This is a genomic window from Alteromonas sp. AWQ4_252 (assembly GCF_056158205.1).
Genome location: NZ_JBSWSV010000001.1, coordinates 2,551,614 through 2,575,427 on the forward strand (window position 1 = coordinate 2,551,614; position 23,814 = coordinate 2,575,427).

General features: G+C 47.0%; 18 protein-coding genes. 10 read left to right on the forward strand and 8 right to left on the reverse strand.

Annotation, left to right across the window (positions count from 1 at the left end; translation table 11 throughout):
• Positions 1-450: 450 nt before the first annotated feature.
• Complete coding sequence (locus ACXACM_RS11335; RefSeq protein WP_474821800.1) at positions 451-1,053, reverse strand: hypothetical protein; 603 nt, start codon at positions 1,051-1,053, stop codon at positions 451-453.
• Between the two features lie 47 nt (positions 1,054-1,100).
• Here ACXACM_RS11335 and ACXACM_RS11340 point away from each other — a divergent pair, with 47 nt between their 5' ends.
• The 4 genes from ACXACM_RS11340 to ACXACM_RS11355 all read left to right on the forward strand — a co-directional run bounded on the left by ACXACM_RS11340 (position 1,101) and on the right by ACXACM_RS11355 (position 6,060).
• The gene (locus ACXACM_RS11340) at positions 1,101-1,277 is read left to right on the forward strand and encodes a hypothetical protein (protein WP_474821801.1); all 177 of its coding nucleotides are present in this window, start codon (positions 1,101-1,103) and stop codon (positions 1,275-1,277) included.
• Between the two features lie 227 nt (positions 1,278-1,504).
• Complete coding sequence (locus ACXACM_RS11345) at positions 1,505-2,683, forward strand: efflux RND transporter periplasmic adaptor subunit (protein ID WP_474821802.1); 1,179 nt, start codon at positions 1,505-1,507, stop codon at positions 2,681-2,683.
• 1 nt (position 2,684) lies between these two features.
• Positions 2,685-4,646: a MacB family efflux pump subunit gene (locus ACXACM_RS11350; protein WP_474821803.1), complete on the forward strand. Its 1,962-nt coding sequence runs from the start codon at positions 2,685-2,687 to the stop codon at positions 4,644-4,646.
• 4 nt (positions 4,647-4,650) lie between these two features.
• Positions 4,651-6,060, forward strand: coding sequence for a TolC family protein (locus ACXACM_RS11355; RefSeq protein WP_474821805.1), 1,410 nt, complete (start codon positions 4,651-4,653; stop codon positions 6,058-6,060).
• A gap of 146 nt (positions 6,061-6,206) precedes the next feature.
• Here the strand turns inward: ACXACM_RS11355 and ACXACM_RS11360 are convergent, their stop codons facing one another.
• Positions 6,207-6,647, reverse strand: coding sequence for a nuclear transport factor 2 family protein (locus tag ACXACM_RS11360; RefSeq protein WP_474821807.1), 441 nt, complete (start codon positions 6,645-6,647; stop codon positions 6,207-6,209).
• 102 nt (positions 6,648-6,749) lie between these two features.
• On the opposite strand from ACXACM_RS11360, the gene ACXACM_RS11365 reads away from it, so the two are divergent.
• Entirely contained in the window at positions 6,750-7,394 is a 645-nt protein-coding gene (locus ACXACM_RS11365) for a sulfotransferase family 2 domain-containing protein (RefSeq protein ID WP_474821808.1), read from the forward strand.
• On the opposite strand, the gene nadK is transcribed toward ACXACM_RS11365, so the two are convergent.
• The 5 genes from nadK to ACXACM_RS11390 all read right to left on the reverse strand — a co-directional run bounded on the left by nadK (position 7,391) and on the right by ACXACM_RS11390 (position 12,596).
• Positions 7,391-8,266 (reverse strand): NAD(+) kinase, encoded by an 876-nt coding sequence (gene nadK / locus ACXACM_RS11370; protein ID WP_474821809.1) that lies wholly within the window; start codon positions 8,264-8,266, stop codon positions 7,391-7,393. The genes ACXACM_RS11365 and nadK overlap by 4 nt on opposite strands.
• A gap of 70 nt (positions 8,267-8,336) precedes the next feature.
• Positions 8,337-9,101 (reverse strand): 3-hydroxybutyrate dehydrogenase, encoded by a 765-nt coding sequence (locus tag ACXACM_RS11375; RefSeq protein ID WP_474821810.1) that lies wholly within the window; start codon positions 9,099-9,101, stop codon positions 8,337-8,339.
• 8 nt (positions 9,102-9,109) lie between these two features.
• The gene (locus ACXACM_RS11380) at positions 9,110-10,105 is read right to left on the reverse strand and encodes an extracellular catalytic domain type 2 short-chain-length polyhydroxyalkanoate depolymerase (protein WP_474821811.1); all 996 of its coding nucleotides are present in this window, start codon (positions 10,103-10,105) and stop codon (positions 9,110-9,112) included.
• A gap of 9 nt (positions 10,106-10,114) precedes the next feature.
• On the reverse strand, positions 10,115-11,293 hold the full coding sequence (locus ACXACM_RS11385) for an E22 family MetX-like putative esterase (RefSeq protein ID WP_474821813.1): 1,179 nt from the start codon (positions 11,291-11,293) through the stop codon (positions 10,115-10,117).
• A gap of 7 nt (positions 11,294-11,300) precedes the next feature.
• Positions 11,301-12,596: a GntP family permease gene (locus ACXACM_RS11390; protein ID WP_474821814.1), complete on the reverse strand. Its 1,296-nt coding sequence runs from the start codon at positions 12,594-12,596 to the stop codon at positions 11,301-11,303.
• A gap of 184 nt (positions 12,597-12,780) precedes the next feature.
• Between ACXACM_RS11390 and ACXACM_RS11395 the strand changes: the two genes are divergently transcribed.
• From ACXACM_RS11395 to ACXACM_RS11415, 5 genes are all read left to right on the forward strand, one after another.
• Positions 12,781-15,102 carry a TonB-dependent receptor gene (locus ACXACM_RS11395; RefSeq protein WP_474821815.1) on the forward strand — a complete coding sequence of 774 codons (2,322 nt, stop codon included), beginning with the start codon at positions 12,781-12,783 and terminating at the stop codon, positions 15,100-15,102.
• Positions 15,103-15,218: 116 nt separating this feature from the next.
• A complete protein-coding gene (locus ACXACM_RS11400; protein ID WP_474821817.1) occupies positions 15,219-15,860 on the forward strand; it encodes a response regulator transcription factor in 642 nt (213 codons plus the stop codon).
• Positions 15,861-15,967: 107 nt separating this feature from the next.
• Positions 15,968-16,576, forward strand: a complete 609-nt coding sequence (locus ACXACM_RS11405) for an RNA polymerase sigma factor (protein ID WP_474821819.1) — start codon at positions 15,968-15,970, stop codon at positions 16,574-16,576.
• Between the two features lie 35 nt (positions 16,577-16,611).
• Positions 16,612-17,640, forward strand: a complete 1,029-nt coding sequence (locus ACXACM_RS11410) for a FecR family protein (RefSeq protein ID WP_474821821.1) — start codon at positions 16,612-16,614, stop codon at positions 17,638-17,640.
• Positions 17,641-17,833: 193 nt separating this feature from the next.
• Positions 17,834-20,344, forward strand: a complete 2,511-nt coding sequence (locus ACXACM_RS11415) for a TonB-dependent receptor (RefSeq protein WP_474821822.1) — start codon at positions 17,834-17,836, stop codon at positions 20,342-20,344.
• Positions 20,345-20,422: 78 nt separating this feature from the next.
• On the opposite strand, the gene ACXACM_RS11420 is transcribed toward ACXACM_RS11415, so the two are convergent.
• Positions 20,423-23,803: a PAS domain-containing hybrid sensor histidine kinase/response regulator gene (locus ACXACM_RS11420; RefSeq protein ID WP_474821823.1), complete on the reverse strand. Its 3,381-nt coding sequence runs from the start codon at positions 23,801-23,803 to the stop codon at positions 20,423-20,425.
• Positions 23,804-23,814 lie beyond the last annotated feature (11 nt).

Below are 23,814 nucleotides of genomic sequence, written 5' to 3' on the forward strand. Positions count from 1 at the left end.
ATTCGCGAAAAATGCCGCGCCGAATTGGCGGTCTTCACATCTCAACAATCATGGTTGAGATAAATAACCGAGCAAAAATAGTTGTTGTTATAGCCCTTCTGGCGATGACTAATTAAGCAAATGTAAATTAAAATATCAAGAATAATTTACTGTCAATAATTGTAAATTTAGCAATAAAATATTAATTATTTGGTATGGGTTAAGAGAGGGGAAGCTATTTTTAAATCTATTGTTTCTTAATAATAATGGGGTTTTATCTTTATTTAGCAGCGCGTTAGGAAATTGCTGCTTATTTTTTTTGATTGGGTTTTTGGGGTATTAATTATTCTTTCCTTGTGCGGTTTGTGGAATATTTCTGCTGCAAATATTTTAAAGACGAGCCACTGAATTTGAATTGCTTTTAAAAGCAGTCCATTGCATTTGTTACGCTACGAAGAATATGAAATAAGACTACACGTATGGCGATCGCTCTGTAATTTGAAAGCGCATGGGGAAGTAGCCCTGAATAGCGATGACTTTGTTTATAACCACCAAAATAAACCGCTCCGCGCCCGGGCTTTCAGGCAATTTCTCAATGTCCCACTCAACGGCGGCTGTACCTTGGATTAACAGTAATTCACCTGTATTGTCGTCAATAAAACACAAGCCGAACCTGGAGTCCAACGCAATGTTTCCGAGGGTATTGAAAAATTTATTACCGCTGTAATCGGGGATCACGAGCGTATCTTCTAAAACATGAATAAAGCCAGGTTGGCCACCTCGGTGAGAAACGTCAACACCTTGTCTGCAGTCACTGGTTATATGGTTGTGGCGGGATGCAAAAAAGGTATCAGCCCGAAGAATTGTTACCAAGTGTTGTTGGGTTGGTTTGGTAAAACGACGAATTGTTTGTGATGGAACGTCTGCCTTAGTAGTTTGATCCGAGGTAAATCGTTTATGAATGTACTTGGGGCAATTGCCAAAACTCTGATCTACGGTTATTTCAAGGGTGTTATTCGCCACATGAAGTAGAGTGCCGTTCAGCCGGTTTCGTCGTCTTGTACTGAGTTCCACACCGACAATGCCAATTTTGCTACCAGTGCGGACATCGAGGTGTACAGGTGGCAGATGAGTTGGCGTCGGGGGAATTAGTGAGTGTGTTAGCAAACTACGAAGATAACTTGCTTCCCGTCCAGGCGGTAAGCCTGGAAGGGCGATGCAATCAAGAAAAGGTAAAACAGTTTATCCAGTACGTTAAACATGGATTGTCACAATACCCGTTTCTCGCAGGCCAGTGATCCAGAGGTTTTATTGTACTGACAATCCTAAACAGCCTACAGCTTGGGTCGATGTCAGCTAACAAGCGCGCGTTTAGACTACTTAATCGAAAATGCTATTAAATATGGAAAATCAATAAGGTAAAGGGATAGAAGAAATGTAAAGATGGGTAAAGTATCGTCAGTATTGTCGTTTATGGATTTTACATTGAGTATAGTTTAAACCTATTTTTTCAGGACTTAACACGTTGAAATATTCTGTTTTTATTAAGTGCTTTCTGGTCGCAATCATACTAGGTGCCGCCAGCTACGCCCTTTACTCTGTCTTTTTTAAATCGTCGTCACGGCCCGACTTTCTTTTTCAACCTGCCGTTGTTCAGGACATTGAGCTTAGTTTGGTTGCCACTGGGCAATTAGAGCCCAAACGCTACGTAGAGCTAGGCGCTCAGGTTTCAGGACAGGTAGATAACATTCACGTAGAAGAGGGTGATATTGTCAAAGAAGGCGATTTGCTGGTAGAAATAGATGCCCGTGTATTTGAAACCCAAGTACAAAATTCTCAAGCGGCGCTGGATAGCAAAAAGGCCCAACTTGCCCAGCTACGGGCAGAGCGAGAACTCGCCGAAGTAAGAGCGCAGCGTAACCAAAACCTGTTTAAACAAAACGCAGTCAGCCAGGATGTTGTGGTAAGCAGTAACACCAACCTTAAAGTTATTGATACCAAAATCACAGCGAGCATTGCACAAATTAAGGCCGACGAAGCGTCGCTGGAAGGTGATATTACCAAGCTGGGTTTTGCAAAGATATTTGCGCCAATTTCAGGTACGGTAGCAACGTTACAAGTGCGGGAAGGGCAAACGCTTAACGCGAATCAGAACGCGCCCGTTTTGCTCCAAATTTCAGATTTATCGGTAATGACGCTGCGCGCAGAAGTGTCTGAAGCTGATGTGCAGAAAATAAAGCGCGGTATGCCCGTGTATTTCTCTACGCTCGGTGATAACAAAACCTTCTATCACTCTACCGTTCGTCAAGTGCTACCTACGCCCACTGTACTTAACGACGTGGTGCTATATCAGGTGCTTATTGATGTAGATAACCCTGACCGCAATTTAATGGATGCCATGACAACACAAGTGTTTTTTGTACAAGCGCAAGAGGAGGGGGCACTTTCTGTTCCTCTGGCGGCAGTGAAAGGGCGCGGTCGAAATCAGTTTGTGATGCTTAAGCAAGGGGATGATGTAGTTCGCACCCCGGTAAAAATAGGCATAAAAAATAGAACTCATATTCAAATTACAGAAGGCCTGTCGGAAGGTGATGAAGTGGTAGTGGGTTTGGCTGATGGCAGTGCAATGCCAGCAGCGGGTATGCGCAGGATGCCGGGAGGACAGCCCCCATCGGGTCCACCGCGCCCCCGCGACGGGCTCTAATATGTCGTTAATTCAGCTTGATGGCGTGTCGCGCCGCTACAAAACAGAAGGTTTTGAAGTGACCGCGTTAGATAATGTGTCGTTATCAATAGACAAGGGTGAATTCGTCGCCATTATGGGGCAATCGGGGTCGGGGAAGTCCACCTTAATGAATATCTTAGGGTGTTTGGATACACCTTCAGATGGCGAGTATCGTATTCATGGACAATCGGTATCAACACTAAATTCCGATCAGCTTTCTGCCCTTCGCCTGAAAACATTTGGGTTTGTTTTTCAGCGTTATCAGCTACTGTCGTCGCTAAATGCGACAGAAAACGTGGCGCTTCCGGCAATATATAGCGGCACGCCTAACGAGGAACGCACACAAAAAGCACAGCAATTGCTTGATAAATTAGGGCTTTCAAGTAGAAAAGAGCACAAGCCCGGAGAGCTCTCTGGAGGTCAGCAACAGCGTGTCTCGGTAGCCCGCGCCCTAATAAATGGGGCAGAAGTTATACTGGCCGATGAGCCCACGGGTGCCCTTGATTCAGCAAGCGGTGAGCAGCTTCTGGCACTGCTTCGAGAGCTTCACGCTGAAGGGGTGACTATTATTCTTATTACCCATGACAAAGCCGTTGCTGAACATGCTGATCGGCAAATTCATTTATTAGATGGACGTGTAGTTACCGATACAAAGGCTGCACAGACTACCATCAAATTAGAAGCGGAGGAGGGGGAAAAAGCGTTTAATGCTAGTCAACATAACGCTCAAACGGCAATTAAGCCTTACCCGAGTATATCCGTTTTTTCTGCGTTATCCATGGCTTTCAACGCGCTCAAAATGAATTGGTTCAGAACCTTGCTAACCCTCTTGGGCATCATAATTGGTGTCGCGGCGGTGGTGACCATGATGGCCATTGGCGAAGGCGGAAAGCAGCAAGTGTTAGATCGCATTGAAACCATTGGCACCAACTTAATCTCTATTAGGCCGGGCGGGAAAAACATGCGTTCATCAGGTGATATCGCATCGCTAACTTTAGATGATGCTAACGCATTGAAAGATGTTCCCGGAGTAGCCTATGTCGCGCCGGAAAGAAGTGCTCGGGCAACCATCAGATACAGCGAAAACGACTTTTCAGGGCGCATTACGGGCACTACGCCAGACTATTTTCATGCCAAAGATTGGGAAATGGCCCAGGGTGTGTTTTTTAGTGACGAAGATGTAACAAGTTATGCGCCAGTTGTGGTGATAGGTAACACGGTGGCGGAAACCCTTTTTGAAGATAAATACAGGGCTGTGGGCGAGTACATTCTGATGCAAAATGCCTTCTATCAGGTTATTGGCGTACTGCATTCTAAAGGAGCCAGTGCTGGTGGTAATGATATGGATGACGAAGTACTTATTCCTGTTACCACAGGGCGTTTGAAAGTGTTTGGACGAGACTATTTAAGCAGTATCACAATAAAAGCAAAAAGTACTGAAGTGGCCAGCCAGGTAAAAGACGATGTACTGGCATTACTGATAGCTAGGCATGGCCAGGAAGACGTGATGGTGCGTACCACAGAGTCGTTGGTGGAAGCGGTAACTGAAACACAGGATACATTGACCTGGCTTTTGGCGTCTGTAGCTGGCATATCATTGTTTGTTGGCGGTATCGGCGTAATGAATATCATGCTGGTTAACGTATCAGAACGCAAACGGGAAATAGGACTACGTATTGCAACCGGAGCCAAACCTCGCGATATTTTGCGCCAGTTCAATATCGAGGCTTGGGTAGTGTGTATCTTGGGTGGCATTTTCGGCATTCTTTTGGGCTATCTCGTCGTGCTTGTTGTTGCTTCATTTAGTGTGCCTGTCGCCTTCACACTTATGCCGCCCGTTTTGGCGTTTGTCACGTCGCTCGCGGTAGGACTCATTTTTGGTTACGCACCTGCGCAAAAAGCATCAAAGCTTAACCCCATCGACGCACTGGCAGAGGAGTAACGCCATGCATTCTTTACGTTTTACCATGCCTATTGGTGCTCGTTCATTACTGTGCGCGTTCTCTTGTATAGTGCTTACAGCAAGCTGTGCTTATTCACCTTCTACAACGTTGCCCGAAACTGATACGCAGGCGTTGTCAATGGCGACATCAACGGACTCTGATAACACGGTAACTACATCCTGGTGGAAGGTGTTCAAAGTGCCCGAATTAGCCCCCGTGATGAAAACACTTGAAACCCAAAATCTAACGCTTAACCAAGCTCAGCAGCGCGTGAAACGAGCACAATTTCTGTTAGAACAAGCTAACGCAGGCGATGTGCCCACAGCAACAGCAAGGGTATCCGGGCGCAGTGGAAGAGACCTAGATAGTGGTCGTTCAAGTCATTCAACGTCGGGCGGCCTGGGACTTAATTATGACGCTGACATTTGGGGAACCCGCGACGCCCAGCAGCGCAGTCGTCAGCTGGGTATTGATTCCGCTCAGTATCAATTTACCGATGCACTGTTAGATACTCAGGCATTGTTTTTAAATACCCTGCTTGAGCAAATTTCATTGCAGTCGAGACTGTCAATTGCTTTACAAAACGTAGAAATTAGCGAAGAACTACTAAAGCTGGTTCAAATACGCTTTGAAGAAGGTGATACTTCTGGTATCGAGGTATCTCAGCAGCGTAATACATTAATTAGTGCCCAGACAGAGGTACTGCGACTTCGCAATAGCTTAACGCTGAATGAGCGGGCGTTGGCAGTCCTGTTAGGTCGCGAATCTATGCAGCTTAATACACCTCAGCTAAAAGCGTTGCTTTCCCTTTCGCTTACCGATTTTGCATTGCCGGATGTGGCACCAACGCTAAGTGCAGAGGTACTCAAACAGCGTCCGGATGTTCAGTTAGCCATAGCGCAATTTAAGCAGGCTGATTTAGCATTTTACGAAGCGTCAGTAGCCGGGCTTCCGGGTATGAACTTAAGTGCAGATGTTGGTGTTAGTGATCTGCTTGACTTAGCGCAAGGGTGGACGTTAGGCGCAGCAATAAGCTCTGCAGCAACTTTGTTTGATGGCGGTAGGCTGGAAGCTGCAGAGCAAGCGGCAAAAACGGACGTGGATCTGGCTATTTTGCAGTATCAGCAGACCGTGCTCAGTGCCATCGAAGCCTTGTTGAACAGCCAAACCAATTTGGCGTTTAATAAGCAGGGTTACCGCTACGCAACTGCATCACTTGAGAACAATCAGCAGCTCTATCGTCTTGCAGATATTCGCTATAAAGCCGGCGATACAGACTTTCTGAATTTACTTAATGCCCAACGCAGTTTTTTCTCTGCCAGGCAATCTGTGATCAGTAATTATCAAGCTGTTCTTTCTTCCGTCATCGCGACCTATCGAGAAAGTGCAGGGGCCGATTTATCCTCTTTTTAGTTTGTTAGTATTTCCAATCCACAAAGCGCAAAAGCCCTTAGGTAAAGGGCTTTTGCGTTCCCAATGTAAACACTGCGAACAGTGTCTTTGCACGAATTTATCCCGCAGGTTAAGCATGGATTGTCACAATATCCATTTCTCGCAGGTCAATGATCCAGAGGTTTTATTGTTGCTTGCCAGTTGATTGCTTGCCATCGGTTGTCACGCCACACGAATACACCACTGTTTAAATATTTTCCGGTTACCTTGTTATCGCCAGTCTCAGCTACAAGGGTAAAATTGAGAAGTGCTATTTGTTCGACCAGGCGAATATCTATATCTTCAGCGCGGTAGCGGGTGGTCACGGCCTGTGGCGCTAACTTTCCTGTTTCATTAACGCCTTGCATGAGCGCCGCTTTGCCAAACCGGGTGCCGTTAGAGCTGGTATAGACCAGCTCATCGGCCCAAAAGGCATCATGGATAGCGGGGTCGTTAACACCCGCGCCTGCCAAAAATGTGTGTAGTTGAGTGGCAAGCTGGGTATTTGATCCTTTTGCCCAAACACCAGGGGCTACAAGTAAAATAAGAAATAATGTTAATCTGAGCATGGGTTCTCCTGTCCCGTGAGTATTCTTCTTCTCTGTGTACCAGAATGCTGCTACATTTTCATTAGTTAGTTTGTTTATGTCAGTAGAGGGATTCATTTGCTGTTGTCTCATCGCCACCAATTTTTATTTGTGCACATTGCTAAAACCGGGGGCACGAGTGTGAGAAAAGCACTCTCTCCTTATCGTTGGAGCTGGAAGTATGGAGCGGCCCAGTTTACTGTAAACAAGCTGAGTCAATTAACGGGGCACAAGCTCGGTTGTCGCTTTCCTCGCCACAGCCGAATTGTCGCTGCACAAGAAATGCTTCCAGCAGAGTACTTTAATCAGTTGTTTAAATTCGCATTTGTACGAAACCCATGGGATCTGCAGGTTAGCTCTTTTCATCATATTAAACGGGAAAGGCCGTCGGTGATGGGAGGGCATACTCATTTTAAGGATTTTATGCGCTGGAAATTAGACCCGGACAGACCGTACCAATATCACATTGATACATCCATGCAGCTACAAACAGACTATCTCATTGACTTACGGGGTAACTTGCTGGTGGATCGGGTGGGGAAGTACGAAAATATTCAGGCTGATTTCGATGGTATTTGCGAGCACATTGGCCTGAAAAAAATAGCGTTACCCCATAAGCGAAAAGAAACCAACCGAAAAAACTATCGGGATTATTACACCGACGAATTGGCAGAACAGGTAGGAAACTACTTTAAACGAGACGTCGATATGCTGGACTACCGGTTCTAGTACAACCGGCTTCCCCAACTAAGTTTGTTACGTAAGACATTGAAATAACTATAGCCTTTGGGGTGAACTAAGCGCAACGTGTCCTGGGTTTTGTGAATACGGATCTCATCTCCTGGTAGAACAGGGAGTACAATATGGCTGTCACAACTCACCTGCAGACTGTCGCTATTCACCTTCGAGACCCGCATAGAGATGGTGCTTTTGGAATCGACCACAATCGGCCGGCTACTGAGGGTATGGGGAAACATGGGCACAAGGGTTAATGCGTCGAGGTGAGGCACAATAATGGGGCCCCCTGCAGATAATGAATAAGCAGTGGAACCCGTAGGCGTGGATACAATTAAACCGTCGGAACGCTGACTGAATACAAATTGCCCGTCAATATAGACTTCAAATTCCATCATATGCGCCACTTTACCGTGGTGAAGCACCACTTCATTCATGGCAGCATTACTGCTTTTGAGTTTTTCGTGGCGATAGACGCACACTTCAAGTAAAAATCGCTCTTCTACAAAGCTTTCACCGGCAAAAATAAGATCGAGCTGCTCTTCTATTTGATCAGGGTGTATATCGGTAAGGAACCCCAGATTTCCACGGTTTACCCCAACCACGTGAATATCAAAACGGGAGAGTACCCTGGCGGCACCTAACATGCTGCCATCGCCGCCAATGACTACTGCTAAATCAGCTTCTTTACCAATAGTGACCAGATTTGCGGCAGGATATTGACCGTGATCCATTTCATCAGCTATGGATTCTTCCACCAAGATGCGGCAGCCGCGCTTTTCAAGGTAGGCAGCGAGTTGATTCAAGCTGTCGTGAGTGCCGGTGTGGTCAGGTTTTCCTATTAAACCCACTGTCTGGTAAGTCATAAAGCGGCTAACATCCGATTACAAAAGCGTTTTTCGGACATTAGCACAGCTGATATCAAAAAATAAAGCGCTATCGGGCTACCCAGCCACCGTCGAGCACCATGGTTTGACCTGTTATATTGCGGGCGTGTTCACTGATGAGAAACTGTGCGGTTGCGCCAAGTTCTTCCACCGAAATAAATGCTTTTTTCGGCATTGGCTGCAGCATGATTTCATTGACCACTTGTTCTTCGGTGAGGTTATTTTCTTTAGCCTGAGCGGCAATTTGCTTTTCGACAAGTGGTGTTTTCACATAAGCCGGACACAAAGTATTGATGGTTACGTTACAGTCACCTGTTTCCAGTGCCACGGTTTTGGCGAAACCAAGCAAGCCGTGTTTAGCTGCAACATAGGCACTTTTAAAAGGCGAGGCCACAAGGGAATGAATAGAGCCCACATTAATGATTCGACCGAAATTCCGGCTGCGCATATCAGGCAAAAATGTTTGCGTTAATAGCGCAGGCCCAACCAACATAATATTGATTAACTGCTGCCATTTTTCCGCTGGAAAATCTTCAATTTTCGCCACGTGCTGAATACCGGCATTGTTAACCAATACATCAACTTTTACCCCATCCAGGCGACCAGGAAGCGCTGCGACTTGCTGTGCATCACATACATCTACATCGATGGCCTGAGCACTGAACCCCGCTTCAGTTAATTGTCGGGCTGCGGATTGCGCTGCCGATGGGTTGATGTCGGCCACAATAATGTGGTGCCCGTCTTTGGCAAGATGCTCGGCAATCCCATAGCCGATACCACTGGCGCCACCGGTTATAAAAACGTTTAAAGACATAGAAGATCCTATTTTGATGAAAGTCCAAGTACGATATTTCTAATGGCTTTTAGCTGTTTGCCATCACGGGTGGCGTAATCGTCGCCGGTATAACCCCACCAATCCCAACAGCCTTGTGGGTTAAGGGGCATAAATAATGACTTGCGGGTTTGCGGGTAAATCACAACCATTTGGTTATTGTCTGCCCAATTATTAATGCCGGTTTGTTCAACGTAGGCTTTTCCAACAGCGTCGGCATATTGATTACAGCCGTGAAAACTGACGTGAACCTCGCAGGCTTCTCCTTCTGCGCAAGCCTTAGGTACATACGCGTAGCCTGTGTCTGCCATGGTTTTTGCATCGTTTCCCGCTAAAGCCTGTTGGTCAAAGGTAATGACACTGCCCGTAACAGTTTCCGCTCGTTCGTTTAACTCAGGTAAAAGGAAATTGAGCATCTCTCCGGCTGCGTCGTAGTCGCATCTGCCGATATAGGGCGCTTCTGATGACATACAGGCACCGCCATTGGACATTGTCGGGAAAAGATGGGCAATGGGCTTGTCATTCACATAGTTAATTTGTTCGTCTGCAACAAGTGAACGGTACTGTTCGTCAAGTGCATTGCTGACGTCTGCAATAACGCGCACATCACGAGTGCCGTGGAACAGCCAGATTTTATCATTGGCTAAATGTGACAAGGCAGCAATTTTGCCCTTGGTTTCCCACTGCTTAAGCTGCGTCGTAAGAGCCGTAACGTCAAGCGGAGCTTCTGTTTTATCCACACACTGCTTCAGGGCAGTGCCTATATCGCCTTGGGCGCAATAGTAAGGGCCAGCAGCCAGGATCCCAACGCCTTTAACCCAATCACTATAAGCAAGGTGAAGTTGGTTGGCCATGTAACCACCAGAAGACAAACCAGAAACGGTTATGCTGTCTGTTTTCAGGTTGAGTTGCGCCGATTGCGCCAGGGCAGAATGCACCGCAAGCGAACCAGCAATACCTATCGCCATTGTAAGTAATGTTTTCATGAAACCCCCTTAGTCCTGCAGAAATGCGCGTAGTTCGTTCGCTTTTTCCTGAATATCCAACACACCCTCGAGATGGCCAAGATGACCTTCCAACGCAGAAATTTGTGTTGCCTTGTCTTGGCCTTTTAACAAATCATGAGGCAACTCAGCCATGTACGGTAATAGCAGTAGGTCGTTCTCGGCAGGCAAAAACAGGGTTTTCGCGTTAACTTTTGCCATCGCCTCTTCCAGATTGCCATTATGGCCGGCGATAAACAACTGACACGCCCGCACCAAATATAACAAGTGGTTCGCGTCCATTTCAGCGGCGCGTTGTTTTGCTCGTTGGTAGAGCCACTCTACAATACTGTGTTTTGCCAGAATATCTTTAAGCGGGCCAGATTCAACGGGCGTGTATCCCAATAACTTACCTTGCTGATTAAAGAATTCGGGAGTGAGTGCCTGTTGAGTAATTATCATAAGCGATGCCGCCAGGCCTTCCACCGGTCCGTCATCCGTAGCGTAGTTGCCTTGTTGCCATTTTGCATCGAGTTTGATGGGAGTGGCCCATTGCTCAAGGGCTGCCGTGGTCCATGCATCGCTTTGTCCGGCGGCAATAACGGCGACCATCCTTGGAACCCATTCCGGATAAGCTACGGCCCAGTCCATCGCTTGCATTGAGCCCATAGAGGGCCCAATTACCGCATACAGAGAATTTATCCCCAGACTCTCAAGCAAAGCTTTTTGCACATTGACGAAATCGCGAATGGTAATAACGGGAAAGCTCAGCCCATAGGGCTTTTGGGTTAGTGGATTGATTGACGCCGGACCGGTTGTACGTACTTTGGGGTTGTGTACACCTAAATTGGCGAGAGAATCGACGCTAATGACAAAGAAACGCTCTGTGTCGATCGCTTTGCCAGGACCTATGATGGCATCCCAATAACCCGGCTGCGTGTCGCTTTCATTATATTTACCGGCGGCATGAGAATTGCCGGTAAAATAATGAGTAATTAAAATCACATTATCTTTATTCTCGTTTAATGTGCCGTAGCTTTCCCAGCCTACAGTTACTTCTGGCAGTACTGTACCACCGAAAGTAGTGAAATCTGAGGTTGTAAACGTCTGTTTATTTGTTAGTAAGCTTGCCGCGTTGGTTATTGGCGAAGCAACGAATACGGTTAACAAGAGTATGTAAATAACCTTCATATTGGCCTCAGAAAATACTAAACATTGTGATAGCCATAACAAGACCAATCAGTGGAACCACCACGGTTAATGCGGCCATGGCCGGGTAAGCAGCCTGATGGGTTTCACGGCAAATAGCGCGAATAGTGGTAACAACATAGCCGTTATGGGGCAACGAATCCAGTGCACCAGAAGAAATAGAAACAATGCGATGAAGTTGCTCTGGTTCTACCCCCTGATCCATATAATGAGGAGCAACCAGTGGCAGCACAATAGCCTGTCCACCCGACGCTGAACCGGTGAGACCGGCAATAACGCTCACTGCTATGGCCGCGCCGATAAGCTCGTTGCCCGGAATGTGAGTCATGATAGTAACGGTTTGCTGAAATGCTTCTGTATTTTTAGCGATGGAACCAAAGCCTACCACTGCCGCCGTATTACCGATGGCAACCAGGGCTCCTGTAGTACCAGCATTAATAGCTGCGGCCAGATTGTGAAAATGCCGGAAGTTGATAATCATCAGGGTAAGCACGCCACCGGCGAGTGCAACAATGAGAGCGAGTTGTGCCATACTGTCGTGTAACAAAAACGAAAGTAACAACACAACGATTAAGGGCAAAATGCCTGTGATGGGGTGAGGGTAATCCCGTTTTGCAATTTGTGGGTCTTCCGGGCGGGCTGAAAACGTTTCGCCGTTGGCAATAGCTTTCCCTATCATGCGTTTTAACCACCAGTATCCGAAAACCGCCATAAATACGGCAACTACAAGGCTGACTTCCCAAGCTGCAAAGGGCGAAGTACCCAGGTATTTGATTGGGATCCAGTTTTGGATCTCAGGAGAACCTGCCGAAGTCATCGTAAAGGTTACAGAGCCAAATGCCAGGGTAGCGGGAATAAAACGGCGGGGTAGATTGGCATCTTTAAACAAGCTAAGTGCCATGGGATAAACTGAAAACGCCACAACAAAGAGGCTCACGCCGCCATAAGTAAGAATTGCGCAGGCCAGAACCACTGCTAACACAGCATGTTTAAAGCCCAACTTGTTTACAATCCATCGGGCTACAGAATCTGCGGCCCCCGTGTCTTCCATAAACTTGCCAAAAATAGCTCCGAGTAAAAACATGAAAAACCAGGCAGCAATAAACCCGGAAAAACCACTCATGTATAGAGTGACGAAATTTTCTTCACCCTGAAATAACGGAATGCCGCTGGTGAGTGCCACAATCACGGCACACAAAGGCGCGGCTATAAACAAGTTCATCCCGCGAATAGTGAGAATGATGAGCAGTGCAAGCCCGCCCGTCAGTCCAATCATACTTATCATAGTAGGTTCCTTAATGACAATCTGTGACCGCAGGTGCTTCAGGAACGCATTAAATTGTGTCGTGAAATCAGAAAGATGCCCATAGTACGATGGTACTACTTACTGAAACACAAATTTAACATAGAGTTTACACAGACCGTTGCTTCAGATTCTGAGTTAATAAATATTACAAGGAACACATCTCATGACTAAGACACATTATCACTCACCTGTATTTTCACGTTCGTTATGTGCGGCAGCTGTAGCTGTGGCGTGTATTAACGCACCCAATGCACTGGCACAGGAAGAAACGGAGCAAGCAACTGGCAAGCTGGAACGCATCGAGGTTACCGCCCGTAAGACAGTTGAGTCACTACAGGAAACGCCTGTGGCGATTACCTCTGTAGGCGCCGCTGAACTGAACGAGAAGGGGATCAGTGTACTCACGGAAATTCAGCAGTTTTCTCCCAATACGACGATGCAAACAAGTCGCGGTACCAACTCTACACTCACGGCGTTCATTCGTGGTCTGGGGCAACAAGATCCCCTCTGGGGTTATGAGCCAGGCGTAGGTATTTATGTCGATGACGTATATGTTGCCCGTCCACAAGGTGCTGTTTTGGATTTACTCGATGTTCAACGTATTGAAGTATTGCGGGGCCCACAAGGCACCTTGTACGGTAAAAACACTATTGGTGGTGCGGTAAAATACGTGACCAAGGAAATGACTGGCGAGCCACAATTTAACGCTGAAGTGACTGTGGGCAATTACAGTCGCCGGGACGTAAAACTCACCGGCCAGATCCCTTTGGTGGAAGATAAGGTGTACCTGGGAATGGGGTATGCCAATCTCAATCGCGATGGCTATGGCGAATTTCTAATTTCCGCCTTAGATGGGCAGGACAAAGAAAACTATAATAAAGATCTCTGGGCTGCCCGCCTGACACTGGAAATTCACCCCTCTGATAATCTTTTCTTGCGTTTTGGCTGGGATAAAACCGAAGATGATTCCAACGCTAAAGGGGGATATCGCTTATTGCCCAGTCTTCGCACTGATGCGCCGCAGCCCGACTCCGTATTCGATTCGTACACCAGCATGCCTACTGATAATTATGTCGAGCTTGAAGGCTACAGTTGGTTGGCCAGATATAACGTCACGGATAACTTAGAGGTGAAGTACATCGGTTCGCATCGGGAGAGTTACTCCGACACAAATATCGATTTCGACAATACCCAGTTGGATATTTTTGATGTCCCGGCAATTTATGACGATTCTAACGATACCCACGAATTACAAGTTAATTATGCGGGGCGCCAGTTTAGTGTAGTCAGCGGGCTGTATTATTACGACGGCGAATCATGTGGTGTGTTTGACGCAATCTTAGGGGTATTGGGGCGCGATTATGCGGCGTTGGGCATTTTCCCTGAAGGCACAACAGGGTTTACCCGGGAAGTGTCTGGTTGCAACAACAGTGAGAGTTGGGCGGCCTATACGCAAGTTAACTATGATATCACCGATAAACTGTCACTCTCGTTGGGCGCGCGCTATACCGACGAAGAAAAACAAGCGACGGTCAATAACGGCACTGTGTTGTTTAACTTGTACCCGGAGTCAGGATGGCTCGACGGCTACACCCGCCCGGATGGTGTGGTCATGCCACAAGTTCTGGGTAGTGACAGTAACGGAGATGGGGTACTGGACGCGCCCGCAAAAGAAAGTTGGTCGCGTTTCACGCCTCGTGTGGGCGCAGAATATCAGTACAGCGACGATACCATGTTCTTTGCAAGCTATGCGCAAGGCTTCAAATCGGGCACATTTAACCCGCGGGCAACCATTAACGAACCGGGCGTTGATCCGGAAGTCGTTGACTCATTCGAACTGGGGGTAAAAAGTGACGTAACCAGTCAGTTTAGACTCAATGCCACCTTGTTCAGCTATGAGCATAAAGATCGTCAGTACATAGGTATTGAAGGGAACTCGGATGATCCGACTGCACTACTACAGCGTCTGCGTAACGCCGCAGAAACAGCTGCCAAAGGCCTGGAGGTTGAAATGACCTACGTGGTCAATGCTGCGTTGAGTTTCGATGTGGCTTATGGCTATATTGATTTTGAAATAAAAGAAAACAACGCCACACCGCCTTTGATTGGTCTGGCAAGTACGCCTGAGAACACCCTGAACATAGGGGCTAATTACTTACTTCAAACCGACATGGGCGATTTCGTATTTAACGCGAATTATTATTATCGTGATGACTATCTGTTGTTTGAAACCAGTGACTTAATAGAGCAGGATGCTTACGGTATGGTTAATCTGGGTGTCAGTTGGGAGAGTATGGAAGGTAACTGGTACGGCGGCTTACATGTCAAAAACCTGACCGATGAAGAATACCTGGTGGGAGGTTACGACTTTGTGACGCGCAATGAAGATGGTACGTATGGCCCGGGGCTGGGTAACGACCAGACACTGATAGGCTATTACGGCGATCCGCGCACAGTTCAGTTAACTGTGGGTTACCGCTTCTGATCAAGCAGCACTTCAAAGCTAAAAAGGCGACTTCGGTCGCCTTTGTCATAATACAGCTTGATTACTGCCGCCAGCTTAGTCAGAGTATAGTTGATAGTGTTTATTTAGGTTTTACTATGCAGGCAAATGTATTAATCGCCGATGACCACCCCCTTTTTCGGGCAGCGATGCGTCAAGCGATCACTGACATTGTAGGCAACAGGGTTACAGAGGTGGCTACCTTTCCCGAAGCCCGCGAGGCGCTTCGAACCGATGACGATATAGAATTGGTTTTCCTGGATATCCACATGCCAGGAAACGACGGTTTAACGGGTTTAAGTGAAGTTCGCACTTCTTTCCCGAATGTTCTTGTGGTTATTGTATCTGCAGAAGATTCACCAGCGCTTATCCGCAAAGCAATTGATTTGGGTGCCAGTGGCTTCATACCCAAATCTACGCCACTGCCTGTTATTGCCGATGCTGTGACCCAGGTGATGGACGGGGAGCAATGGTTACCCGAAGGGTTAGATAATGAATTAAATCAATATGCTGATAGTGTTCAGGCCGATTTTGCCGAGCGCTTATCTCAGTTAACGCCACATCAGTTTACTGTGCTTAAAATGATGTCTGATGGTTTGCTCAACAAGCAAATTGCTTACGAGCTTTCTATTTCAGAATCGACGGTTAAGCAACACGCATCTGCGGTACTTCGAAAACTCAATGTGATAAATCGCACCAAAGCCGGCGTGCTTTTTAGGCAGTTGACTGGCGCTGACTAGAGCCAGCCTGATTTTTCCAGCGCACAAAAATCTGTAACATTTCTACCGTACTGTGTTTGCCCTTTATAGCGTGCAGCGATGCAATACTGATCGAATGTGAGTACAGCGTGAACACATTATCTAAAGCTCTCAACGTGGGTTTTGAAAAACGGACGACCATTAAAAAAACTGCATTGCGCAAGGAAAAAAGCAAAACCACTGATAAGGCACAAACGACCGATATACACGATTTTTATCGGGCGCACTGGAAAGGACTATGTGCATTCTTGCGTAAGCGATATGGAGATGGTCCGCCCGATCCTGAAGATGTGGCCCAAGAGGCATTTTATCAACTTGCTAATATGGGATGCCGGGCTCACATTACGCACCCCAAAGCCTTCCTTTACAAAATTTCTGTCAATATTATCTTGCGGGCCCGCAAGTCTGAACGCTGGTTAACGGATTATCTGCCAGACACCCATGAAGGTCTGGAGCAGGAACTGTTGTCATACGCTGAACCAGATAAGATTTTTCATAATCAACAGACACTTCAGCACCTCGGTGGGATTTTTGACGGGCTGACAGAAAAACAAAAATACGTGGTGCACGCGAGTCGCATTGACGGTAAAACCTACCAGCAGATAGCCGATGAAACGGGTTGGAGTGTTGCTGACATATGCCGTCAACTGAAAAGTGCGCTGAGCGCTCTTGCCGCCACACTGAACCACGATGAATAACACCTGAGCTTTCGTTGTCAGGTTGAGAGAATGTCATGAGCAATAAAACACCCATGGATAATGGAACTGGAAATGAAACAGGAAATGCAGTGATTGATCAGGCGGTGCATTGGTTTACGTTAATGAATGATCCCGCGTTAGCATCCCGGTATCAAAACGAGTTCAATGTTTGGTACGCAAAAAGCGAAACAAATCGCAAAGCTTATAAGGACATTGTTGTTCTATGGGATAAGAGCGGCTTCACTGATAGTGCCATTGAATATGGTTCTGCAGAGGTTTCTCAACAGGCCTCAAAAACGTCAGGTAAACAGGTCAAAAACGTATTTTCTGTCACACTAGCGCTGGCGGCATCAGTAGTGATTGCCATATTACTTCAGGTGTCCTTCACGGATCAGTCATCAGTTAACCCGGCAGACCCTGTTACTTTTATCACAGCGGTGGCAGAAACTAAGCAAGTAACCCTGGCTGATGGCAGTCGCCTGACAATGGGGCCTGGCAGTGAAGTGACATTTGCGCACACGAATCAACTGCGCTCCGTAACTCTGGTGGCCGGAAGGGCTTTTTTTGATGTCATGAAAAAACCGGATTCACCCTTCGTAGTGGTAAATGGCAAAAACACCGTTGAAGTAACGGGGACCGAGTTTGAGGTCAGTCATTTCCAGGGTCAAACACGTGTATCTGTGGTTGAAGGCAGCGTCCGTGTGAGCGGGCAGGATGCAACTGGTTACACTTTAAATCTTAAAGCCGGAGAACGCGTAAGTGCAGATTATAGTGGTGAGGATGTGTCGGCAATCACGACCTTCAACAAACGGGACGCCCTGAGCTGGATGGAGAATAAGCTGGTGTTTGGCAACACGCCCATGGATGAATTCTTTGCTCGCATTCAACCCTATGTTAGCGACACGATTGTTGCTAATGATGCGCGAATTGCTCAGCTGTCAATCAATACCATTGTGAAAACAGACAATGTTGAATCGGTGCTTGAATCATTGTCGGCCGCTTATCCACTCACAATACATAAATCTGCTGGGCGGATTACTGTTACTTATACCCAGCAAGAATGATCTGTCGACGCGTTTCTGATGGAAGACAGAAGCGCGTTAACAATTCAAATACATTTGTGAAGGTTTCGTGAAACCTGCGAAAAGCCTGAAAAATATTTTCCCGATCTGACTCTTTATTCACGACAGTCGACTGCAACACACTTAATTTGAAATTCAATAAACAGCATGAGCTGTTTGGATCGGAGAAAACAGAATGATCTCGACCCGTTGTGTAAAACGAAATTTGTTAGCTACATCCGTTGCTGCTGCATTAACCGTGACAGTACCGTTTAACGTGATGGCACAGGAAAGCGTAGAAATTTCACTGGAAAAAGCGCCACTTCCATCGGCGTTAAACCAGTTGTCGTATCAGTCTGGCGTGATGATTATAGCGCCAGGTCGTTTGGTTAACGGCCTTGATGCACCGGCGTTAACGGGTAAGTACGACATAGCTGATGCACTGGCACAACTGCTTGAAGGGTCAGGTTTAGAGGCCATCAAGCAAAGCAATGGAACTTTTGTTATTAAAAAAGCAATGCAATCGCCCTCAGATGCACCCAAAAGTAAAGCGGACGACACCACCACTATCGATGAAATCGTAGTCTCGGCGACGAAACGAGATACGAGCCTGATGGACGTATCAGCCGCAGTGTCGGTTCTCGATACGAGACAAATTCAGGATGCAGGTGTTACTGATTTTAAAGGGCTGGTTGATGCGCTGCCGGGAATCTCTATTAATTCTGCCTTTGGCGGAGCCAATAACAGTTTTATCACCATCCGCGGGATAGGTGGGGCCGACGACTACAAACCGAACGGAAACCCGTCAGTGGCATTACATGTGGACGGTATTTACCAGACGTCAAATGCTTATCTGGGAATGCCCTTGTTTGACTTGGCACGCATCGAAGTGCTCAAAGGGCCGCAGGGTACCCTGTACGGAAGAAATACCACAGCAGGCGTGATTAACGCTGTTACTCAGCGGCCTTCGGAGGAATTTGAGGGTTATGCAAGCGTTGAATACGGAAGTTATGATTATACCCAGGGTGAGGTTGCCTTCGGAGGTGCGGTATCAGACAAGCTCAAAGTGCGTATTGCTACGAAGTTCGAACAAGGTGGTGGCTACATGGATGGAAAAGGCGCGGGTGACTTCGCCGGTTTTGTTCCTGAAGGTTTTGAAGGTGTGATCCCTGCAGTCAACGACCCGGGTGAGCGAGACGGGTTTGGTGATAAAGATCTCTTCGCGTTACGTGCAACGGGAGTTTATACCTTTCAACCGAATACCGAGTTAACCCTGCGTTATTTCATGAGTTCAGACAATGGCGATACTTTACAGTACGACCGCATTGCTCTGGCGGAGGAAACCGGGTCTGGTATTAGTCGCAATGCTGGTGAAAACAGCGATCCTTACGCTTTTTACGCCGACGAATATTACCGTCACACTATCGATATTGAAGGCCTTAATGGTGAACTTGCTCATCAAATTCACGCAGATCTCAACCTGAATGTACTCTTTGGTTATCAGGAAAGCGAACGTGAAATGGGGGGGAATGGTGATGGAACGTCTTTCCCACGATACAAATATGCGTTTGACGAAAGCCTTGACCAATCGTCTCTGGAAATTCGTTTTAGCGACGGCCAGGGTGGCGATATAGACTGGATAGCAGGCGTATTCTACGTCAGCGATACGGTAGACTTTGTCAGTGATTGGACAAGCTTTGCTGTACGCTCTCAATACACCTCTCCATATGCGCAAACACGAAACAGCTTTGCCACATTTGGTAACATCGATTGGTTTGTATCCAACGATTTGAAGTTGTCTGCCGGTGTGCGTTACACCAGGGATACAGCAAAATTTTCTGGTTACAACGAAGATTTAGACCCCTGGGGTACATCAATTTATGAGGATGTGTTCAATTCTCCAGGTTTATTCTCCTGGGATAAGGACTTTGATGACAGCAATGTTTCAGGCAAGTTAACCGCACAATACTATTTATCTGACAACCTGAATGTATTCGCTTCCCTTGGCAACGGTTACAGAGCGGGAGGCTTCGACGGCACGTCTATTTTTTCATTGGAAGAAACGGAACCATTCGAGTCAGAAACTGTAGATTCATTGGAACTGGGATTGCGATATAACACTAATGCTATCAGTGCCAGTGTGGATCTGTTTGCTTATAATTTTGAAGAAATGCAGGCTACCACGCGATTGTCCAACGACACCAATGGCAGAACTAATGTGGGGGCTGCTGAAGTGCGCGGTGCTGAAATTGCGTTTAGCACTGTCCTGATTAACAAAGGAGGACATCAACTCTCTTTAAATACATCTGCGACATACCTGGATACGGAAATCACCGAGTTCAATTCGAACCGGGTGAACGATGTGGAAAATACCGTGGGTGACCCGCTTCCAGGTTCACCAGAACTTTCTTACGCCATTTCATTCAACCATAGTGTAACGGTGTTTTCTGACAAGCTTTTGTCTACGCGGATGAGCTATACCTTCCACGACGAGGAAACTAACCGCCTGAACGCCGGGACTGGCAATACAGTGCCAGATTATAGCTTGTTGAATATTAATGTGGATTTAGACCTCGGAAACGGGTTTACCGCATTTGCCTACGGTAGAAATATTACTGACGAGACCTACTTTCTGGAGCTAAACGCTGGGGCCCGTTTGGTCGGCGCACCAGCCACATACGGTGTGGGTTTACGCGCCGAGTTTTAACAAAGTTGAGGCGCACAGGTCCAGGTGCGCCTTTTTTCGTCACAGAAAGTACTAAACACTATGCTTAGCATCATTAGGTTAGCTGGTTACAATCAGTTTCTTCATTATGCGTTTAAGGGCGGCAGGTTTTATGGGTTTTGGCAGGTAACGCAGGCCAGCTGCGGTTGCCTCGTCACGTACCCCATCGTCGCGATTCGCTGTGTTTAGGATCCCCGGCACATTGCAGCCCCAATGAGCTTGTAATTCCTGCGCCGCGTCTGTGCCTTTATTGCCAAAGTCCAAATGATAATCCACTAGCAGAAAGTCTGGCGGTGACGGACACAATGTTTGCGCCTGTGAAGCCGATGTTGCACTTATCACTGTGGCTCCCCACTCTTGCAGCAATGCAGTCATCGCATCGATGATCTGTATGTCATTTTCCAGTAACAACACCGTCTTTCCAGCCAGCCACAATGTTGACTCAGCAGAAGTATGAGCGTGTTTAACATTGACGTACTGTTTTGATGCGCGCATTGCTCTGGGCGTATTGACCGTAAAAAGCGTGCCTGAGCCTACTACCGAACGCAAGTTGATATCGTGTTGTAACAACTGGCTAATGCGTTCTACTATGGTTAATCCAAGTCCCAGCCCCTGGTTGGCTTGATGTTGTTCGAGCTGGTGAAATTCATTAAATATGACGTCCTGTTGATGGGCGGGAATACCGGGGCCCGTATCACAGATGCAAATGTTGACCTGGTTTGCTGAACAACGTCGTACTCCTACGAGGACGCCGCCAGTTTTGGTATAGCGGATGGCATTGGAGATAAGGTTCTGGATAATGCGGCGCAATAGCTTTTTATCTGAACGCACCACCACAGATGTTCGTGAATAGCGCAACGAGAGATCTTTCTGTTCAGCAATCACAGTGAATTCGTTTATAAGGGGGGTGAGAATGTCATCCAGTGCAAACTCGCTGATTTGCGGAATCAACACACCAGATTCTAACTTCGTCATATCCAGTAACGTGGACAACAACGATTCTGCGCTGTTGAGAGAAGTCACCAGACCCTGGGACAACCCGGCGAGTTCACTGTCTGCGGTTTTCTGTGAAAGCATACCGGCAAAAAGGGTGGCGGCATTGAAAGGTTGCATAAGATCGTGTCCGGCCGCGGCGAGGAACTTAGTCTTACTCTCGTTGGCGCGATCGGCTTCCAGCTTAGCGAACTGCAGCTGCTCAGTACGCCTGATAACCCTGGCTTCTAAATCTGATTTCGCAGCCCGCAATTCATCCTGAATTCGAATATATTCTGAAATATCGCTATAGGTTGTCACGTAACCACCATGAGGGAGAGAGCTGCCGTTGAGTTCAATGACTTTTCCGTCAGTCTGCGTTCGGACGTACTTATAAGCACTGCCTTTTTGCATATAAGCTACACGCTTATCGATTTCAGTTTCTACGTCCGATTTTTTACCCAGTAATCCCCGTTCCGCGTTGTATTTCAGCAGTGTTTGAATAGGCAAACCAACCTTGAGAAATCCCCTTGGATAGTTGAAGAGCTCTTTATAACGCTCATTCCAGGCCAGTAAGGTCAACTCTTGGTCGAGCACGCATATCCCTTGCTGAATATTTTGTACAGACGACTGTAAAATTTCGTGATTAAACTGAAAGGTTTGTGAGGCCTCTTCCACCAGATCTACAATGTGATTAAGTGCGCCTTGTCTGGTTTGAGCGATGGCAGATAACAAAATACGCGCGCTGGGAGTCCCCACCTGAGCTGCAAGTAATTTTTCTGCTCTCAACAACAACGCCGTGCTGGCAATGCCTTCTGTTTTCGCCGGTGATGAGGAAAGCTGCGCTTTTAGCGTTTGATTGACATCGACGTCGAGTACCCGCTCAGTAAGTGTCAGCAAGTCAGCAATGCGGATAGCCATGTCGGGTTGGTTAATTGTTTGATTGAACGTGCCGTTATCCGCGAAGGCGTTTTGATCTCTTGCACTGTGCATTAGCCATGACAACGTAACGACCGTAACTGTATTGATGATAAGGCTAACGATAAACCGTTTACCAAGCGCAAGTTCAGAAGGCGGGGCTTCAAAATAGTAGCTCGACAGTATTGAGGGGTAGAGAAGCCACATGCTCCAGCAAATGAAGCCAACAAATATGCCTGTCAATACGGCTACTTTGGTGGTTTTCTGCCAATATAAACTCAACAGCATGGCAGGTAACAATTGTCCGAGTAAGGCGATAGCAATGACGCCACTATTCACCAAAGGCGCGGACTGGCTTACGTTTGCGTGATACCAGAACGCCACCGAGAGTACCACTAATACTGTTATACGTCTGACTGTGAGTAAGGTAGTAGGGCGCAAAGTGTTATGAGGGTCACTCTTTAACCTTATTTTTAGCCAGATAGGAGTAATAAGGTTATTTGAAATCATGATTCCAAGCGCCAGGGTCGCAACGATAATCATACTGGTGGTCGCTGACAACCCGCCAATAAGCGCGGCAAGGGATACCGCCATGTTGTCGGCAAAAAGTGGCAGTGCAAGTACAAAGGCATCGGTTTTAACGTCGGAAGTATCTAAAAGTACGTGGCCCGCCAGAGCGATAGGTAAAATAAATACTGTCATACCGAGTAAATACAGCGGGAATAACCAGCGCGCTGTCGCCATCTCACCTTCGCCATTGCATTCCACAAAATTCATGTGAAATTGACGTGGTAAAACGAACAGGGAGCAGACACCCAGCAACACATGACTCGCATAAACCAAGGGCGCACTTGGTGTGTATAATAGTTCTTTGGCAACGGAGTGATTGGCAGCACGGGCAATTAAGTCAAAGGGACCATCGAATAATTGGTAGCAAACAAATAGCCCAACGATGCATAGCCCTGTGAGTTTAACCACTGATTCTACGGCGATGGTAAGGACAAGACCGGGATGTTTGTCGGTTAAATCTAAAGTACGAGTACCGAATAAAATGGCGAATAAGGCCATCAGTGCGGCTACGTATAAACCCACCGTGTTTGTGCCTTGTTCAGCATCATAAGCAATCAGGCGGATACTGGCTGAAATGGCGTCAAGCTGTAACGCGATGTAAGGGATAACACCAATAAAACACAGTACCGTTACCGAAGCGGCTAAATAGTGAGATTGTCTAAAGCGCAATGCAAAAAAATCAGCAAGAGACGTGACATTGTGCTTTTGGCAGTACCGAAATACTTTTAGCAATACCGGGTACAAAAAGGCCATGCCCAGAATGATCCCGGCATAAGTAGGTACGAGCGCCCAGCCAAACTGAGACGCTTGGGTGGTGGTACCAAAAAACGCCCATGAAGTGCAGTGAATACCGAGCCCGAGACTGTATAAAACCGGGTGCTGTCGATTGTCGCGCAACCGCTTGTCGCCCCAGAATGCAATGAGGAACAGGAAAGCCAGATAGACAACGGTGATAGCACCTACTGTCCAAATGCTGAACATAGAAAATCTGC

Bases quoted from the DNA above. Each gene is read 5' to 3' on its own strand.
- ACXACM_RS11350 (WP_474821803.1), top strand. From the start codon at position 2,685: ATGTCGTTAATTCAGCTTGATGGCGTGTCGCGCCGCTACAAAACAGAA.
- ACXACM_RS11355 (WP_474821805.1), top strand. From the start codon at position 4,651: ATGCATTCTTTACGTTTTACCATGCCTATTGGTGCTCGTTCATTACTG.
- ACXACM_RS11360 (WP_474821807.1), bottom strand. From the start codon at position 6,647: ATGCTCAGATTAACATTATTTCTTATTTTACTTGTAGCCCCTGGTGTT.
- nadK (WP_474821809.1), bottom strand. From the start codon at position 8,266: ATGACTTACCAGACAGTGGGTTTAATAGGAAAACCTGACCACACCGGC.
- ACXACM_RS11375 (WP_474821810.1), bottom strand. From the start codon at position 9,101: ATGTCTTTAAACGTTTTTATAACCGGTGGCGCCAGTGGTATCGGCTAT.
- ACXACM_RS11380 (WP_474821811.1), bottom strand. From the start codon at position 10,105: ATGAAAACATTACTTACAATGGCGATAGGTATTGCTGGTTCGCTTGCG.
- ACXACM_RS11385 (WP_474821813.1), bottom strand. From the start codon at position 11,293: ATGAAGGTTATTTACATACTCTTGTTAACCGTATTCGTTGCTTCGCCA.
- ACXACM_RS11390 (WP_474821814.1), bottom strand. From the start codon at position 12,596: ATGATAAGTATGATTGGACTGACGGGCGGGCTTGCACTGCTCATCATT.
- ACXACM_RS11395 (WP_474821815.1), top strand. From the start codon at position 12,781: ATGACTAAGACACATTATCACTCACCTGTATTTTCACGTTCGTTATGT.
- ACXACM_RS11400 (WP_474821817.1), top strand. From the start codon at position 15,219: ATGCAGGCAAATGTATTAATCGCCGATGACCACCCCCTTTTTCGGGCA.
- ACXACM_RS11410 (WP_474821821.1), top strand. From the start codon at position 16,612: ATGAGCAATAAAACACCCATGGATAATGGAACTGGAAATGAAACAGGA.
- ACXACM_RS11415 (WP_474821822.1), top strand. From the start codon at position 17,834: ATGATCTCGACCCGTTGTGTAAAACGAAATTTGTTAGCTACATCCGTT.
- ACXACM_RS11420 (WP_474821823.1), bottom strand. From the start codon at position 23,803: ATGTTCAGCATTTGGACAGTAGGTGCTATCACCGTTGTCTATCTGGCT.